This window comes from Clostridium sardiniense, assembly GCF_050584765.1.
Lineage (GTDB): Bacteria > Bacillota > Clostridia > Clostridiales > Clostridiaceae > Clostridium > Clostridium sardiniense_A.
Window position 1 is genome coordinate 1,828,434 of the sequence record NZ_JBNOOR010000001.1, and the last position, 18,513, is coordinate 1,846,946.

Consider the following 18,513-nt stretch of genomic DNA (forward strand, 5'->3'; position numbering starts at 1 on the left):
TTGAATTCACATTAATATGTGCTAATTCATAGTATATAAAAGAATTTTATAATACCAATTAAATATATTAATTATAACCAGGAGGTAATTGGATGTTCTCTAATAAATCAAATTCAATATCTAATAAATCAAATTCAATATCTAACATTAATCCTAAAAGCTTTGATATGGAGTTAGCTTCAGATTTCACAAACACAATCAAGGTAGCTGTTTCTTCAATCGAAAATCCTAATACGGAATTAAAATTTTCAATATTTAAAAGCTCTCTTAATAATTCCGAAAATGTAAGAACTATACTATTTGATGATTCTACTCTTCTAGAAGTTAATAAATCTTACAAAGTGGTAGTATCAGATAATGGTGTAAACTTATTAGATCAAACTATATTAGTTGAAGATTTTCCTGCTATTATAAATGCAGATGTACGAACTTATGGTAATCGTATAATAGAAGTAGTATTTCCTTACCCAGTAAAAAATCTTGCTAAATTAGAGCCGAATGGAACTAAAAATTTAAATAACTTCTATTCAATATACTTTAATAGAGATGTTATAGGAGCGACTACCCAACCTAATGCTGGCGATGCAATTGACTGGAAAGGATACTTTACTATTGATGCTGACGAAAAACTATTCACTGCAACAGTAAGTCCTGATCAAAAATCTATTGAAATACAATCAAATATAAAAAATCTTCCTATAGGAGATACCCACAGCTTAACTATAAACTATACTAGACTTCAAGGTTCAAATGTTACAAATAAGAATTTTATATTAGTTGACTATTCTAAAGAAGAACGTGAAATACCTATAATGGAAAAACCATTCAGTTTAAGAAGTGAGCAATATCCTGCAAAAGCAGTTAGTATTATACCTATTTCTTTAACCGAGTTCATAGTAAATTTTGACAAAGAAGTCCTATTAAGAAAAGAAGATGTTACAGCTGCAGATGGTTCAAATATTGGATATGTAATGTGCAATGGAGTTTCTAAAGAGATAGATTCTCGAGAAAGAGTTGGGTCTGATAAAAAGAGCTTAAAATATACACTAAAATCTACAACTCCACTTACAGCTGGTACTGATGTTGAACTCGTAGTAAGTCCAATAACTGATGCCTCAGGTTTTACAACAAAAGCTGTTCCTTTAACTGCAACTATTATTGCTGTTCCACCAACTCTTGATTCTATATCACAAGATACTTCTAATCCTACTTCAGCTACAACTAAAATAAATCTTAAATATTCTTGGAATATGAATACTACTTCAGCTAAAAATATAGGTAACTACGTCCTAAATAATACATCACTTACAGATCCTATAACAATAACTTCTGTAAACAATTCAACTGACCCTACAAACGAATTTGTTATAGAAACTGCTAAACTACCTGCTGGAAATTATACTCTATGTGTTTCAAATGTAACTGATATCTTTGGAATTCCTATAGTTGATGTATGCAAAACATTTGATATAGTCGACTTAACAGTTCCAACAGTTGAAAAAATATTAATGCCTGATTCTGATAAAGATGTAATTTTAGTAATGTTTGATGGAATAATGAACGTAAGTGATCAACATGGAGCAAATGTAGCTACTAATTATAGATTAATTGAAACTCCAGGCACTACTGATCCAATTCCTCTAAGTGAATCTATTAAAATTGATTCATTAAATTCAAATAAATGGATGAGGATAAATTTATCTAGTAAATTTGATGCAACTGTAAATACAAGTGCAATTAATATAGGATATGCAAGACTTAGAGATATTATATATGTAACTAATCAATCAGGTAATATATTCCCTATATGTAAAGAAAGTAGGGTTACAGCACTAGTTCCAGAACTTGATATTGCTGGAGGTTCCATGAGCATTTTATCAGATAGTTCACTAAAATTTACAGCTAGTACTTCTAGTGAATTTATGTTTAATCCTTCAATGCTTTCACCTGCTGACTTTAAATTTACTAAAAACTCCAATACTACAACTCCTATTTCTGTTGTTTTATCAGATGATTATAAAAATCTTACATTTACATTCCCAAGCAGAACTTTTGAATCATCTATTACTACTTTAGATATGACAACAACAGATACAGTTACTACTACAGATATATTTGGAAAGAAAATCAAAGCTTCAGCTACTTGTAATACTATTACATCAAATATGTTATCAGCTAGACTTGTTAGAGCCTATAGAGAATCACAAACAACTGGGACCCCTTTCGTTACACTTACTATAGGACTATTATTTGATAATGAGATAAATAAAGATTCTGTTACACTTTCTGACTTTGCTGTAAGAACAGCCAATGAAGATGATAATAAATTTATGGTATTATCAAAGGCTGAACTTTCTGGTAGTGATACTAAGACTATCTTATTAACTGTAGAATCTAATACTTTAAATTTATCAAGTATACCACTTTCTGTTTCAACAACTAAAGAACAAGATAAGCTTTTAACTAAAGATGCTAAAGGAAATCCTATTACTCCATTCAAAGCTGATATCCAATAGAAATAACTGTACAATTATAAAAGATAACTATATTAAAACTAATATTTTATTATAGTTATTAAGCCTATAGGAGATACTTAGCTCTTATAGGCTTAATTATTTTAAACTTTATCCATATAACTCTTTACTTCACTCACTTTTTGTCTGTATTTGTCATAAGATAGTATGACAAAGAGTTTTTTGAGGTGAATTTATGGAAGCTCTAATATTAGTTTTTTCTCTTGTAATAGATTCATTTGTTGCAAGTATTGCATATAGTGCAGATAAAATTAAGATTCCTAATCTTTATGTAATTATTATAAATATAGTATCCTGTTTAATTTTAACTTTCTCTCTGACTCTAGGAAATTATCTGGAGAATATAATGCCTGCATATCTACCTAAGTATATAAGTTTTGGAATATTTATAATCTTAGGTATTTATAAATTATTCGAGGGGTTCTTTAAGAAATACATGGGGAAATTCTCAAAGAGTAAAGAGCCATTAACATTTAAATTATTCGACTTTAGCTTTGCACTTCAAGTGTATATAGATGAAACAAAAGCAGATTTTGATGAATCAAAAATTATATCATTAAAAGAATCTATTTATCTAGCTATTGCACTTTCTATAGATAGCTTAGCCGTTGGATTTGGTGCTAGTTTTATTAATATAAATCCAATACTTATGATATTATTCTGTTTTATTTTTGGAATATGTTCAATAAAACTTGGTTCCTTTGTAGGTAAAAAGTTATTGCCTGAAAACTCAAATAAAAATCTATCATGGCTTTCAGGAATATGTTTATTATTAATTGCATTTTTAAAACTATAATCTCACTAAAAAAGAGGCTATCATATAAGATAACCTCATTTTTTATACTTCTAATTCTTCAATTTGAACTAAATACTTAGAACAATTTGTGCAAACAATAACTGTAACTATATAGCTATCATCTACTTTTCCTTCTAACTCTAATCTATTAAATGTTAGATTTTCATATTCTTTTGATATATCACTTATAACATAATTTCCATCCTTTGTATAAATGTAGAAGTAATATTCTAAATATTCACTTATGCTTTTCTTTTCCTTAAAATTAGCATTACACTCTTCACATGGACTACTATAATATGCTTTATCAAAAGCTATCTCTTCACCTTCATTTAAAAGCTTTAATATTCTCTCTATGTCTATATCCTTTATAGGATTTTCTTCATCATTAATTATTTCTATAAGATTGCTTTCATCTAAATCATATGTCTTATCTTCATATTTAAAACTGTATTTCATTTATATACCTCTTTTCTATTAGTATTTATAATATTATACCATATAATATTTACTGCATATTATCATTCTTAACTAAACTCTTATAATAAATATTATATAACTCATCATAACTTATATCTTCTGGATGATTTTTAAGTTTTTCTTTATTATTCCATATATCATCTGTATATTTTTTAGCTTCTTCTTCTGTAATTGATAAATTAATTTGTGACAATTTAGTTATCACTTTCTTTAAATCTTTAAGAGATGAAAAACCTAATATATTAACTATATTATTAACCTTTTTCTTATTTTTAAAACTATCTAAATATTCATTATATAAACAGCCATTAGCTAATCCATGTGGAACTCCCTTATGATATGTTAGTGCATATCCCATCCCATGCGGTATAGATGTACCATTTTTAGATATTATCACCCCAGCTAAAGTTGATGACATCATAAGGTTATTTCTATCTTCTTTAGTTAAACTTCCTTTTAAAAGCCCATCTAAAGCTTCTCCCCATACCTTTAAAGCCTCTTGTGATAACTTATCTGTATATTCTGTAGCATTGCTATTTAAATACCCCTCAACAATATGCGAGAATGCATCCATAGCTGTATTTCTTGTCATAGGAATATTTAGTTTTTCTGTATACCTTGAATCAATAAATGCCATCTTTGGATATATTGTTTGTCCTAAATTCCTCTTAACTTTTCCTATATGATCTGTGACTATAGCATATTGCGTTACTTCACTGCCTGTTCCTGCTGTAGTTGGAACTGCTATAACTGGAATTCCTTCAAGATTTTTTTGACTAAATATACTTTCCTTTGTTAACTTTGGATTATTAATCATTAATGATATAGCTTTAGCAGCATCTAAAGGCGAGCCTCCGCCAATTCCAATTACAAAATCTGCTTTTATGGCTTTACCTAGTTTACTTCCAGCTTCAATTGTCTCAAGTGATGGATTTTCCTCAACCTTATCAAAAATATAATATTCTTTATCACAAGTATCAAGTGCTGTTAATATATCACTTAAAGCTCCATTTAATTTAGCTGATTTTCCTCCCATTACTATTAAAGCTCTATCACCTATTTTATTAAATTTGTTACAATTATTTTTTATTATATTTTCTCCAAACAAGACTTCTGTTGGAACTTTTAAATTAAACTTCAAAATTACCCCTCCATATTTAAATCTCTTGCATTTATAATCTTTATTTTAACATGTTTGTATAAAATACCCAATACTATATATTATTTTAACTATACTATTAATATGATTAAATATAAAATATCCACAAATTGTATATTATTTAAAATCATAAAAATATATAATAAAAAAGCTGCAGAGCAATTTAAACTCTACAGCACTAAATTTATTAATTATTTTTTAGCTATTTCAGCTCTAAGTGTCTTTCCTTTAATAGTCTTTGTTTTTAAAGCATCTAACACTTTTCTTCCTTTATTATTTAATATCTCAACAGTTGATCCCATATCTTTTACATCAATTATTCCTATATCTTCTTTATCAATTCCTTCAATGCTCACTATAGTACCAACAATATCTATAACTCTAATTTTTTTCTTCTTACCACCATTTAGATATATCTTTGTAATATTTTTTGTTATTTTTTTAGTACTCTTTTTTATAGTAGGTTTGCTTCTTAATAAATTTTCTCTATCCTTTATATTAAAATTCTCCTCTACTTCACTATAATCATTTATCTTAAAACCTATATACTCTTCTATTCTATCTAGATATTTATTTTCATAAGATGTTATAAATGTTATAGATTTACCTGATGTTCCAGCTCTTCCTGTTCTTCCTATTCTATGAACATAAGCTTCCTTCTCAACTGGAATATCTATGTTAATTACATGTGTTATATTATCTACATCTATTCCTCTAGCTGCTATATCTGTGGCTATAAGTATTCTAAACTTTCCTTCTTTAAATTCATTCATCTTCTTTGTTCTATCTTTTTGAAGCATATCACCATGAATTTTATCAACTGAATATCCCTTATCATTAAAATACTTAAAAGCAGTTTCTACATTATCTTTAGTCCTACAAAACATTATTGCAGTTTCTGGACCTTCCTTTAATAAAATATCATTTACCTTACTTAATTTATCTTTTCCTTCTACCCTAATTAATCCATGAGTTATTCTATCAGTTATTAAACTCTGTGCCTTTACTTTTATTTCTATAGGTCTATCCATATGCTTATTACTTAATTCATTAATTTTCTCTGGCATAGTAGCTGAAAATAACATAGTAACTCTCTTTCTAGTTATTCTTCTACATATACCTTCTACTTGACCTATAAATCCCATATTAAACATTTCATCAGCTTCATCTATAACTAAATAATTAAATGCCTTTCCATTTAGATTACCATTATCTAAATGATCTAATACTCTACCAGGAGTCCCTACAACTACATGTACCTTTCCCTTTAAAGATTTTTCTTGTTCTTTAAAAGATTCTTTTCCAACCAATGCTATAGCTTTAATTCTTTTATATCTTCCAATATTTATAATATCATCTTTAATCTGCATAGCAAGCTCTCTAGTTGGTGCAAGTATAAGTACTTGAGGAGTATTTTCTTCCCAATCTATTTTCTCGCATAATGGTATACCAAATGCAGCTGTTTTACCACTTCCTGTTTGCGCCTTAACTATTAAATCCTTATTTAAAAGTGCATCTTTTATTACAAGATCTTGAACCTCTGTTGGCTTTTTATATCCTAAATCACTTAATGAATTTATTATTTCTTTGCTTAAATTAAATTTATCAAATTCGTTTTTCATATCTTTTCTCCATAACTTTTTATTTTACTTATTTACTATAACATAAAATTTTATTCATAAACAAAAAAAGTGGTCATTTGACCACTTTAATTTGAATTAAATAGCTTTTTTCACTAACTTTGTTTAAGTGCTAATTTTTTTAATTTTATTAATGGAAGAAAGTTCATAAAGATAATACTAAGTATACCTTCTACTCCTGCACTACTTATATTATATATACATGAGTATATCCATATATTCATTCCAGTTGGTGCATATTGGGCAAAAAATACAACACCTGATACTATTGATACAAAAACACTTAATGATACAGCTATAAGTGCACCTATATTTGTCTTAAGCCTAGTGTTAGTTCCAAAGGCTCCAGCGAGGCCAAGTGCCATATTGGCAAGTATGTAATCTAATAGAAACTGTACTGGATGCACTATAAAGGCTCCATTTAATAATTTAAGAAGTCCAAAAACCAATCCACCTGTGACACCTGTAGTTGGTCCATAAAAGATTGATAATAACATTATTGGAAGCATTGAAAATAATGTTATTCCTCCCCCTTGAGGATAGCTTATAAAATGTATTAAATATAATAAAAATGCTATTGCAGAATACATACCTATTGCTACTAATTTTTTTGTACTTAATGGATTCTTTTTTAAACTAATTCCATATAATACAAACATATAAACAGTGAAAAGAACTATTATTATATTAACTATCATATCTAATCCCTTTCCACTTTATATGCCATATCCCAAAACTTCATTTCATAAATACTTGACTTTATAAATATATCCTTTAATTTTTTCTTTTTATCATCGCTTAAATCTTGGCACATTCTGTTTGTATAATCTAACCATTCTTTTGTGAATTCATCATATCCATTATCAACGTAAACTTCTATCCATGGCTTATAAAAATTATTTTCTAATTTATCATTATACCTTTTATAAAGTTCATGACCTATATAATTGTAACTCCATGTACAAGGAAGCACAGCTGCTATTATATCGTATATATCACCTGTTAAGGCTTGTCCTAGCATATAGCTAGTATAGCTTGAATTAGTTAAATTTATTTTACTATTTTCTGCTTCTTTTGGACTTACTCCAAACTCTTCTAGATATTTTATATGTACAGCTGTTTCATCTTCCATAGTTCCTTTTATAGAATCATAAAAAAATTTCATCTCTTCCATAGTTTCTGCTTTAACTACTCCAACGCAAAATACTTTTGCATATTCTTTAAGATATAAATAGTCTTGAATTAAATAATCTTTAAACTTTTCTTTCTCTAAAATACCTTCACCAAGTTCCTTTACAAACGGATGCTCTAAGTATCCATTAAATATATCTTTTGCTTCTTCAAATAAATAATCTGTAAATTTCATTTTCTCACTCCTTTTAATAAAAAAAGAGTATTAACTTTCTAAAATGCTAATGCAATTTTAGGAAATTAATACTCTTTATATTTAATAAACTAAAAGGCTTTCTATGTGAAACACACAGAAAGCCATAAATTACGATATATAAAAGTAACTATATTCTTGCTTCCCTACGTTGGCATTATCCATATCAGGTTAAAGGGTTAATAGTAATTTCTAACTATCTCTCAGCTTTTTTAAAAGCACCCCTAGCTATTTAATTCTTTTTTATTATACACCATTTTTTTATAAATTTAAACTTATGTTTTAAAGTTTAAATTAAGTTATCTGTAGACCTATCTAATATACCAGTTAAAAATGCAAGTATAACACCGTAATTAGTTATTGGTATCTGTTTATCATTACAAGATTTTACTCTATTTAAAACAGTTTTTCTATTTATCATACAAGCACCACAATGAATTATCAAATCATACTTTTCTATATTTTCCGGAAAATCATGACCTACTCTAAATTCAAAATTAAGCTTTCCTCCAACATATTTTTCTAAAAGCTTTGGAATTTTAACTCTTCCTATATCTTCATGTGAAACATTATGTGTACAGCTTTCTGATATTAATATATTATCATTAGGTTTTAAATTCCTAACCTTATTTACACCTTCAATAAAGGCATTTAAATCTCCCTTTTGTCTTGCAAAAAGTATAGAGAAACTTGTAAGTCTAATATTCTCTGGCACTATTTGACTAACCTTTTTAAAAGCTTGTGAGTCAGTTACTACTAAATCTACATCTTTTAAATCTTCTAATGCCTCTTTAAGTTCTGTATCACGAACTACATAGCTCTTAATTCCATTATCTAAGCAATCTCTTATTACTTGAACTTGTGGCAAGATAAGTCTTCCCTTTGGAGCTTCTGAATCTATAGGAACTACTAAAACTACTTTTCCATTGTAAGGTACTAAATCTCCAATTAAGGATTTTTCATCATCTTCTTTTTCTAAGATTTTTATTAATTCCTCTTTAAGATCATCTATTCCTATATCTGTTACTGTAGATGTACATATTACATTAGAATTTTTATCTCTTAATGTCTCAACAATTTCTTTATTTGCAACTTCTGACTTATTTGCAACAACAACAAATGGAATATTATATTTTAAGGCTTCTATCTTCCATCTATCAAAAGCTTCAAAGTCAGGACTTGATGCATCAAGCACAAAAATCGCAACATCTGTCTTTTTAAGTACTTCCATTGTTTTTTCAATTCTAAGCTTACCAAGCTCTGATTTATCTTCAAGTCCTGCTGTATCTATTAAAAGTACTGGTCCAACAGGTATAAGTTCCATAGCCTTTTGAACTGGATCTGTTGTAGTTCCTTCTACCTCAGATACTAGAGACATTTCTTGTCCTAGTATCTTATTCATTAATGAGGATTTTCCACTATTAGTATTCCCAAAAATAGCAATATGTTTTCTGTTTGAGTTTGGTGTATTATTCATACAAATCATCTCCTATTATAGGAAAAGGTCTCTCTTTCCTTCTTTTAGCTTTTTAATATTATTTAAAACAATATTTTTCGTTTTTTCACTTTTTATTTCATTAGCTACTTTATCTGCATTTCTTAGAGCCTTTTCCTTAAATTCTTCATCACCATAATCTAATGCATATTCTACAAGAGTTGTTATAGCGTTAGGTTCACATACATTTTGTATTTCTCCACTCTTTGCTAGAGCCATAAATCTGTCACCTGTTCTTCCTTTTCTATAACATGCTGTACAATAACTTGGTATATAACCATCATCTAACAATTCTTTAATAACTTCAAGTGGTGTTCTCTCGTCTGAAGTCTCAAATTGCTTATCATCATGGCCTTTTTCTTCTCTTTCCTTGTATCCTCCAACTCCTGTGCTTGATCCTGCTGAAACTTGAGATACTCCGTATCTTAATACTTCCTTTCTCATTTCTGCTGTTTCTCTTGTTGAAAGTATTATTCCTGTAAACGGCACTGCTATTCTAAGTACTGCAACTATTCTTTTAAACATTTCATCAGTTAAAAGATGTGGGAAGTTTTCCATTGTAACTCCATTTGCCTTTCTAAGTCTTGGCACTGAAATTGTATGGAATCCAACTCCAAACTTTTCTTCTAAATGAGCATTATGCATCATAAGTCCTAAAACTTCAAATTTAGGATCTGCAAGTCCAAATAAAGCACCACCACCAACATCATCTATTCCAGCTTCCATTGCTCTATCAAAAGCAGTTAAATGATATTCATAATCTCCTTTTAATGATTTTGGATGCATTCTCTCATATGTTGGTTTATGATAAGTTTCTTGGAATAAGATATATGTACCTATTCCAGCTTCATTTAACTTTTTATAGTTTTCTACTGTTGTTGCAGCTATATTTACATTTACTCTTCTTATTTCCCCATTTTCATTTTGTGTATTATATATTGTTTTTAAACATTCTAATACATAATCAATTGGAGCATTTACTGGATCTTCTCCAAGTTCTAATGCTAATCTCTTATGTCCCATTTTTTCTAGTATTCTAACTTCTTGTGCAACTTCTTCTTGAGTTAATTTTCTTCTAGCAAATTTATTACATCTTTGATATCCACAGTAAACACAATTATTTACGCAATAATCACTTACATATAGAGGAGCAAACATTACTATTCTCTTACCATATATGCTTTCCTTTATTTCTCCAGCTAATTTATACATGTCTAAAACAACATCCTTATCCTCTGTTGATAAAAGTATAGCAATATCCTTGTAATCTAAATCTTCTTTTCTTTTTGCTTTTTCTATAACTTCTCTTGCTTCTTCTTTAGTTGGATTTTTTGTTTCTTCTAAAATTCTATTAATTAATTCGTGATCTATAAACATATTTACTCCTCCTATATGGTCACATCTTTATAAGAAAAGATCTCTCTCTCCATTTTTTAATCTTTTAATATTTTCTAAAGTTATCTCTTTAGTTTTTTCATTTTTTATTTCATTAGCTATCTTTTCTGCTGTATTTAATGCTTTTTCCTTAAAGTCTTCATCTCCATAATCTAAAGCAAATTCTACAAGTGTAGATATAGCATTAGGTTCACACACATTTTGTATTTCTCCAGACTTTGCAAGAGACATAAACCTATCTCCTGTTCTTCCTTTTCTATAACATGCAGTGCAATAGCTTGGTATATATCCCTCTTCTAATAATTCTCTTATAACTTCTAGGGGTTTAACTTCATCAAAAAGTTTAAATTGTTCATCATGTTCTTGATTCATTTCTCTCTTTTTATATCCACCAACAACGGTACTTGATCCTGCTGATATTTGAGATACTCCATATTTAAGAGCTTCTCTTCTTATTTCTGCAGGTTCTCTTTCAGTAATCATCATTCCTGTAAATGGAACTGCTATTCTAATTACTGCAACTACTCTTTTAAACATTTCATCAGTTAGAAGATTTGGTAAATCCTCCATTGTAACTCCCTTTGCTTTTCTTATTCTTGGAACTGAAATAGTATGGAATCCAACTCCAAATTTTTCTTCTAAATGGGCATTATGCATCATAAGTCCTAAAACTTCAAATCTTGGATCTGCAAGTCCAAATAAAACTCCAGCACCAACATCTTCAATTCCAGCTTCCATTGCTCTATCAAAAGCAGTTAAGTGGTACTCATAATCACTCTTTAATGATTTTGGATGCATTTTTTCATAGCTTGGCTTATGATAAGTTTCTTGGAATAATACATATGTTCCAATTTCTCTATCTTTAAGCTTTTTAAAGTTTTCAACTGATGTCGCAGCTATATTTACATTAATCCTTCTTATTTCTCCATTTGCATTTTGAGTTTTATACATTGTATCTAAACATTCTAAAACATATTCAATTGGAGCATTTACTGGATCTTCTCCAAGTTCTAATGTTAGTCTTTTATGACCCATCTTTTCTAATAGCTTAACTTCTTCAGCTATTTCTTCTTGAGTTAATTTTCTTCTTTCAAATGAGTTACATCTTTGATATCCGCAATAAACACAATTATTTACACAATAATCACTTACATAAAGTGGGGCAAATATAACGATTCTTTTACCATATATACTTTCTTTTATTTCTCCTGCAAGCTTAAAGATTTCTTTTTCAATTTCTTCATCTTTAGTAGCTAAAAGTATAGCAATATCTCTATAATCTAATGTTTCTCTTCTCTTTGCCTTCTCTATGACTTCTCTTGCTTCTTCTCTAGTTGGATTTTTTGTTTCTTCTAAAATACCGTTGATTAATTCGTGGTTTATAAACATTTTTACTCCTCCTAAATGATGCCCCTCTTACTTATTCTCCTTAAGCCACTTTACATTATCGCCTCTGTTTACTTCCACTTCATATCCAAATCTTCTCATTCTTCCTTCTATGCACATTCTACATTCTGCTGCTTCATCACCTGTGCATATCTTACCATCGTATAGAGCATACTTATCTCTAACTTCTGTTGGTGAAAGATTTGGCATAACAACATTTCCGCCTGCTTTTATTCCTTTTTCACGTCCTAGTGGATCAACACTTCCTAAAGCTGTTGAAGCTGGAAGTAATACATCTGGAAGTAGTAATCTAATTATAGCTAACATAATAACTGTTTTTTCTAAAGTTCCACCAATTTTTTCTCCAAGAGGTGTATCCTTTTGTGGTATAAATGGCCCTATACCACACATTTCAGGTTTAAACTCTTTTACAAATAGTAAATCATTTACTAAATCTTCATTTGTTTGTCCTGGAAGGCCAACCATAAATCCAGCACCAGCTTGATATCCTATTTCTTTTAAATTTCTAAGACATTGCATTCTTTCTTCAAAGGATGCACCTGGATGAAGTTTATCATATAAATGTTTTGATGCTGTTTCATGTCTTAAAAGATATCTATCAGCACCTGCTGCATATAACTTCTTGTATGACTCATAGCTTCTTTCACCTAATGAAAGTGTTATTGCATTATTAGGATGTCTCTTTTTTATCTCCTTAATAATTTCAATCATTCTCTCATCAGTAAAATAAGCATCTTCACCACCTTGAAGTACATATGTTTTATATCCAAGCTTATCTCCAATATCAGCACATTGTATTATTTCATCGAAAGTTAATCTGTATCTATCAGCATTTTTATTGCTCTTTCTTATTCCACAATACATACAGTCTTTTTTGCAATAATTAGTAAACTCTATAAGACCTCTCATATAGACTTTATTGCTATAATTTTTCATTCTTATATCATTAGCTTTCTCTATTAAATACTCCTGGTCTTCATCTGTTATATTATCTAAAAGATATAAAAGTTCTTCTCTACTGGCATTGTGTTCTTTGTATAACTTATTTATAATGTCTATTACTTTCATACATTTCCCTTTCTATTTTATATTTCTTTTTTTGCTATTGCTGTTTTAACTGTCACGCCTTTTATATTTCCAAGCTTTCCAGTTAAACTATTAATTTCATTTAATTCTCCTGTAACTGTTAGAGAAATAACTGAAATTCCTTCTTCAAATGGTATTCCCATTCTACCCCTAATACTTCCTCTAAAGTTTGCTATAACAGTGTTAAATTCTTCTTGACACTCTTTAGGCGCTTCAAGTATAGCACTAATTACCGCTATTTTTTTCATATTAAAAAAACCTCCAAAAAAGGACTGATTTTCTTATAATTCAAAGAAAATCAGTCCAATATGTATCACTATTAAAGGTATTTTAACGCAAAAATACCTTTTTATTAATATACATTATTAAATTAATTTTCTTCCAGGTTAGATTACTCTTTTCTGTTAGATTATTTGTAAAGTAATTTAAAGGAACAAATATAAAAAGAACACTCTCTTAATATTTGAATACTAATATATTATAGTATAAATTCCCTAAAATTTATATACCTAACTTCATTAAAACACTATCTACTATTTGTTTTTTCTTTTCTGTTAAATATTTACCGTAATAATTTTTATTTTCATCAATATTATCTATATACATTAAGAAGAAATTATCAAATTCCCAATCATATCTCTCTTCTATTTCTTTTACTATCTCTCTAAACTCTTCAATTGAATTGCTCTTTTTAAATTTTCTTATTTTACTTTCTAATAAAGTATTATATTCTTTTATCTTTGATACAATTCTTGCTATTACTTTTCTTTTATTCTTTAAGAAGTATTTTTCAAATTCAGTTTTAAGTTCAATAAGTTCTTTTACTGTATATCCTCTTCCTTCTATATATATGGTAGCTGAACCTTCATAGAATACACTCTTTACTATTTCCTCAATTAATTCTGATTCATTTTTAATATCTTTTAAATAGTCTATTCCACCAACTATTTCTATTGCTTTTTCTAATTGTTTAGCTGACTCTTCTATTTTTCTATCTTTTATTTCAATAACCATTTGTTTCTCCTTTTCTCTTCTAAGTATATTAATATTATAGTAGCGAAGAAAACCCTTGTCTACGATATAATAGAATATACCTTTTCTTTATTAATTAAATAGTTAACTTTGCTTAGATTTGACTTTACAATTCATATTTTAAAATAACTTATTGTTATTATATAATAAACATATGTTAAAATAACTTATGGGAGGTTAATTATGGATTTACTTGATGATATAAAAAATAGGCTATGTATATTTAAAGGTTTTTATGATGATATTAGATTAGTTGACCCACTTAATGATAAAATTGTACATATAGATTCTAAAACAAACTCTAAAGAATGTGAAGACAGTCCTTGTTATAAGTTTTGGAATAAAAATAGAAAGTGTAAAAATTGTATATCTTTAAATGCCTACAATAAAAATAGAACCTTTGTGAAAATCGAATTAAAAGGGAATAAAATATTTTTAGTTACTGCAACTCCAGTTATAAATAATGAACATACATATATTGTAGAATTAATAAAAGACATATCAAAGAATACTTTTATTAAAGATGGCTCAGACTGTATAACAATAGAAAATCTTCTCATATATTTATCTGATACATTAAACAAAGATGAATTAACTAATATTTACAACAAAAGAGTTATTTATGAAAAGCTCTCAAAATCATTATCTTCAAAGACTTGTTCACTTCCAATTTCAATAATAATGCTTGATATAGATCATTTTAAAGATATAAATGACAATTACGGTCACTTAATAGGTGATAAAGTGTTAAAAGAATTCTCTTCCATTGTTTTATCATGTCTTAGAAAAAAAGACGACTTTTTAGGAAGGTTTGGTGGAGAAGAATTTATGATAATTTTAGAAAACACCTCACTTGATATTGCACAACTTATTGCAGAAAGAATAAGAAAAAAAGTAGAAACTCACTCATTTACATATGATGATATTTCTATAAAATTAACATGTAGTCTAGGTGGATATGCTATTGATAATATAAATATATCTATTGAAGATTTTATTCAGTCAGCCGATGAAAATTTATATATAGCAAAAAATAATGGACGTAATACTGCTATATTTACATCGAGACCAGAAAAACAAAAATTTTAAAGATATTTCTTATAAAAATTTTAAAAGGTTAAAATATTTAAATATTTTAACCTTTTATAGTCTAATAAATCTTTAGAACGAATTATCGCTAATTATTAAATTATTTTATCTTTCTCTTTTCTAACTGAACTTTAAGTCTCTCAAGCCCAATAATTATAGCTCCACCTATTATGAAATACACTATACTAAATGTGCTCATATCCATAGGTGCTTTTGGTACTTCAAGAGAAGTTGGACCCATAACTACTGCATATAATGACCCTATCATTAATCCTAATATACAATATATTGTTTGTGATCTATAATTTGCTAGAGCATATTTTACTCCTTTTATAGTAACGCCTATACCAGTTAATACTCCAAGACCAAATATTATAACTACTGGTAAATAATCAAAATTAAATTTAATTACTTGCTTTACAGCTCCAAGTACTGGTGCATAAAGTCCAAAAATTAAAAGTATTGTTGATCCTGAGATTCCCGGAAGAACCATAGCTGATATTGCAATCATTGCAGATACAAATATGTAAACTACAAGACCTATAGTTAAATGATCAGTTGATACAATAACTCCTTCTCCACCTGCTGATGCTGGGTTAAGATATGAGATTCCTACAACAATAACTATTCCAATAACTAAAAATAATATATTTTTATATTTTCCTATAATACTATCTCTTTCTTCTTTAAATATTATAGGAATAGCAACTATAATAAAACCTATGAAAAGTGAACTTATTTCATAAATATGTTGCTCGAATATTGATGTTATAAATAATACAGATAGTACAAACCCAACTATCCATCCTATTCCAAGCTTAATTAAAAATTTTATTGCATCTATTCTTTCTTCTTTATTTCCAGCTACTACATTATTCAATGAATTTATAAATTTATCATAAAATCCAAGGATAAATGCAATTGTTCCTCCAGATACTCCAGGGACACTATCGGCTAATGCCATACAAAAACCTCTTATGAAATTAATAATGTACATTCAATCTCTCCTCTTATTTAAGTTATTATGCTAAATAATAGTATATTTATGTTAGCACTAGAATATATTTTACATTTTTTCCTCTTAAAAATCTAGCTTTTGTCATTCTTCTTTATAAAAAATTAAGGGGATAAGTTTAAAATAAAACTTATCCCCTAAAAAATTATCCTATAAATAATTTTAGAATTTCTACTATAATACCTGCTATTATTGCACTTAATGGAACTGTTAAAATCCAAGCCCATATAATATTCTTAGCGACTCCCCATTTAACAGACTTAACATTTTTTGATGCTCCAACTCCCATTATAGTTGTTGTAATAACTTGAGTTGTACTTACTGGTGCATGGAATATAGTTGCTCCAAGAATTGAAGTAGCTGCCCCCATTTGAGCTGCAAATCCACTTACAGGAGTAAGCTTTGCCATACCACTTCCCATTGTCTTTATTATCTTCTTACCACCAATTGATGTTCCAAGTGCCATTGCAAGCGCACATGCACCTATTACCCAGGTTGGGACTTCAAATGTGCTTATAAGTCCACCACTTAAAAGTGCCATTGTAATTATACCCATTGATTTTTGAGCATCATTAGCACCATGGTTTAACGCCATAAATGCAGATGCTAATATTTGTAGCTTTTGAAATAATCTATTTACAAATCTTGGCTTAAAAGGCCTAAGTATCCAATTCAATGCTACCATTATTATGTAGCCTAACACAAAACCAATAGCTGGTCCAAGTACTAACCATACTATTACATGATCAAATACATTTCCCCATTGTACAACACTAAGAGTTCTATTATAAGCTATACCTCCACCTATTAATGAACCTATAAGTGCATGAGATGAACTACTAGGTATCCCGAAATACCAAGTTAATAAGTTCCATATAATACATGCAATTAATACTCCAATTAATACCCATTGCGGCATATACTGATGACTTACTATATCATCTCCAACAGTTTTAGCAACTGCTGTACCCATGAAGGCTCCTAAAAAATTAAACACAGCGCAAAGAAGTATTGCTGTCTTTGGTTTTAATGCTCTTGTTGTAATTGTTGTTGCAACTGCTGTTGCAGTATCATGAAAGCCATTTATAAAATCAAATGCTAATGATAAAACAACTATTACTATAGTAATTATAACAGCTGTACTAGGCATTCTTCATTACAACTCCTTCAACAATAGTTGCAATAGTTTCGCAATCATCTAGTGTATTTTCTAATAATGAGAAGATTTCTCTCCACTTTATTATTTCTAAAACATCGTCTCCACTTTTAAATAAGTTTGTAATAGTTTCTCTATAGTATTTATCACCATTATGTTCAATTGAATTAATTTCTTTTATCTTTTCTACTATTTTATTATTTCTCTTTCCTATCTTCTTAAGCTCTTCCATTAAGTTTACAACTTCTTCTGTAGCATGAACTATCATATCACACATTTTAACAGCTTCTTCTCTAACTTCTTTTATATCATATATAATAAGTCTACTACCTGCTGAATCAATTGAATCTAAAATATTATCCATTTTCTTGATTAATCTATATACATCTTCTCTATCTAGAGGTGTTATAAACGCTTCTTCTAATTGAAGTATGCTATCATGAACTATTTTATCTCCTTTATGTTCAAGCTTTCCTATAGCTTTAGAATTTTCCTCCTTGTTTTGTAATTCAACAAATCCTTTCTTTAATAATTTACCTGCTTCATGAATATTTTTTGCTTCTTCAGCAAACAATACAAAAAATTTATCTTCTCTTGGATTTAAATTGAACATTTTTGTCACTCCTTATTAACAGCTAACGGTATTAATACCGTTCCTATCTTAGTATAATCGTTAGCTTTTTTTATTTAAATGCTTTATCTATTTTGTTTACTTATTATTTTATTATTTAACTTAAATTTAATATTATGAGTTATTTGTTTAAACTTTATAACGTTTACACATTTCTTGTATTGGATATGACTAATTAAAAAAATAAAAAAGATACGTAAAAATTGTTAATTTT

General features: G+C 28.3%; 17 protein-coding genes and 1 riboswitch. Of the genes, 3 read left to right on the forward strand and 14 right to left on the reverse strand.

Features of this window, described 5'->3' with window-relative positions; genetic code table 11:
- Positions 1–92: 92 nt before the first annotated feature.
- On the forward strand, positions 93–2,516 hold the full coding sequence (locus ACQPUW_RS09040; RefSeq protein WP_430837110.1) for a hypothetical protein: 2,424 nt from the start codon (positions 93–95) through the stop codon (positions 2,514–2,516).
- Positions 2,517–2,709: 193 nt separating this feature from the next.
- Positions 2,710–3,330 carry a sporulation membrane protein YtaF gene (gene ytaF / locus ACQPUW_RS09045; RefSeq protein ID WP_430837111.1) on the forward strand — a complete coding sequence of 207 codons (621 nt, stop codon included), beginning with the start codon at positions 2,710–2,712 and terminating at the stop codon, positions 3,328–3,330.
- Positions 3,331–3,372: 42 nt separating this feature from the next.
- On the opposite strand, the gene ACQPUW_RS09050 is transcribed toward ytaF, so the two are convergent.
- The 11 genes from ACQPUW_RS09050 to ACQPUW_RS09100 form a co-directional block, all read right to left on the reverse strand.
- Positions 3,373–3,789, reverse strand: coding sequence for a DUF3785 family protein (locus ACQPUW_RS09050; protein ID WP_430837112.1), 417 nt, complete (start codon positions 3,787–3,789; stop codon positions 3,373–3,375).
- A 49-nt stretch (positions 3,790–3,838) separates the two neighbouring features.
- Complete coding sequence (locus ACQPUW_RS09055; protein ID WP_430837113.1) at positions 3,839–4,951, reverse strand: iron-containing alcohol dehydrogenase family protein; 1,113 nt, start codon at positions 4,949–4,951, stop codon at positions 3,839–3,841.
- 209 nt (positions 4,952–5,160) lie between these two features.
- Positions 5,161–6,591 (reverse strand): DEAD/DEAH box helicase, encoded by a 1,431-nt coding sequence (locus ACQPUW_RS09060; RefSeq protein ID WP_430837114.1) that lies wholly within the window; start codon positions 6,589–6,591, stop codon positions 5,161–5,163.
- 113 nt (positions 6,592–6,704) lie between these two features.
- Complete coding sequence (thiT, locus tag ACQPUW_RS09065) at positions 6,705–7,307, reverse strand: energy-coupled thiamine transporter ThiT (protein ID WP_430837115.1); 603 nt, start codon at positions 7,305–7,307, stop codon at positions 6,705–6,707.
- 2 nt (positions 7,308–7,309) lie between these two features.
- On the reverse strand, positions 7,310–7,975 hold the full coding sequence (gene tenA / locus ACQPUW_RS09070) for a thiaminase II (protein ID WP_430837116.1): 666 nt from the start codon (positions 7,973–7,975) through the stop codon (positions 7,310–7,312).
- A 144-nt stretch (positions 7,976–8,119) separates the two neighbouring features.
- Positions 8,120–8,229: riboswitch (TPP riboswitch) on the reverse strand.
- A gap of 53 nt (positions 8,230–8,282) precedes the next feature.
- Positions 8,283–9,470, reverse strand: coding sequence for a [FeFe] hydrogenase H-cluster maturation GTPase HydF (gene hydF, locus ACQPUW_RS09075; protein ID WP_430837117.1), 1,188 nt, complete (start codon positions 9,468–9,470; stop codon positions 8,283–8,285).
- Between the two features lie 15 nt (positions 9,471–9,485).
- On the reverse strand, positions 9,486–10,865 hold the full coding sequence (gene hydG, locus ACQPUW_RS09080; protein WP_430837118.1) for a [FeFe] hydrogenase H-cluster radical SAM maturase HydG: 1,380 nt from the start codon (positions 10,863–10,865) through the stop codon (positions 9,486–9,488).
- Positions 10,866–10,892: 27 nt separating this feature from the next.
- Positions 10,893–12,272 carry a [FeFe] hydrogenase H-cluster radical SAM maturase HydG gene (hydG, locus tag ACQPUW_RS09085; RefSeq protein WP_430837119.1) on the reverse strand — a complete coding sequence of 460 codons (1,380 nt, stop codon included), beginning with the start codon at positions 12,270–12,272 and terminating at the stop codon, positions 10,893–10,895.
- A gap of 27 nt (positions 12,273–12,299) precedes the next feature.
- Positions 12,300–13,358 carry a [FeFe] hydrogenase H-cluster radical SAM maturase HydE gene (hydE, locus tag ACQPUW_RS09090; protein ID WP_430837121.1) on the reverse strand — a complete coding sequence of 353 codons (1,059 nt, stop codon included), beginning with the start codon at positions 13,356–13,358 and terminating at the stop codon, positions 12,300–12,302.
- Positions 13,359–13,375: 17 nt separating this feature from the next.
- A complete protein-coding gene (locus ACQPUW_RS09095; protein WP_204593638.1) occupies positions 13,376–13,624 on the reverse strand; it encodes a TM1266 family iron-only hydrogenase system putative regulator in 249 nt (82 codons plus the stop codon).
- Between the two features lie 253 nt (positions 13,625–13,877).
- Positions 13,878–14,390, reverse strand: a complete 513-nt coding sequence (locus ACQPUW_RS09100) for a hypothetical protein (protein WP_430837122.1) — start codon at positions 14,388–14,390, stop codon at positions 13,878–13,880.
- Positions 14,391–14,591: 201 nt separating this feature from the next.
- Between ACQPUW_RS09100 and ACQPUW_RS09105 the strand changes: the two genes are divergently transcribed.
- Positions 14,592–15,497 (forward strand): GGDEF domain-containing protein, encoded by a 906-nt coding sequence (locus ACQPUW_RS09105; protein ID WP_430837123.1) that lies wholly within the window; start codon positions 14,592–14,594, stop codon positions 15,495–15,497.
- Between the two features lie 100 nt (positions 15,498–15,597).
- Here ACQPUW_RS09105 and ACQPUW_RS09110 read toward each other — a convergent pair whose 3' ends face one another.
- From ACQPUW_RS09110 to ACQPUW_RS09120, 3 genes are all read right to left on the reverse strand, one after another.
- Entirely contained in the window at positions 15,598–16,494 is an 897-nt protein-coding gene (locus ACQPUW_RS09110; protein WP_430837124.1) for a DUF368 domain-containing protein, read from the reverse strand.
- 163 nt (positions 16,495–16,657) lie between these two features.
- Complete coding sequence (locus ACQPUW_RS09115) at positions 16,658–17,662, reverse strand: inorganic phosphate transporter (RefSeq protein WP_430837125.1); 1,005 nt, start codon at positions 17,660–17,662, stop codon at positions 16,658–16,660.
- Positions 17,655–18,281: a DUF47 domain-containing protein gene (locus ACQPUW_RS09120; protein WP_430837126.1), complete on the reverse strand. Its 627-nt coding sequence runs from the start codon at positions 18,279–18,281 to the stop codon at positions 17,655–17,657. The genes ACQPUW_RS09115 and ACQPUW_RS09120 overlap by 8 nt, the downstream gene beginning before the upstream one ends.
- Positions 18,282–18,513 lie beyond the last annotated feature (232 nt).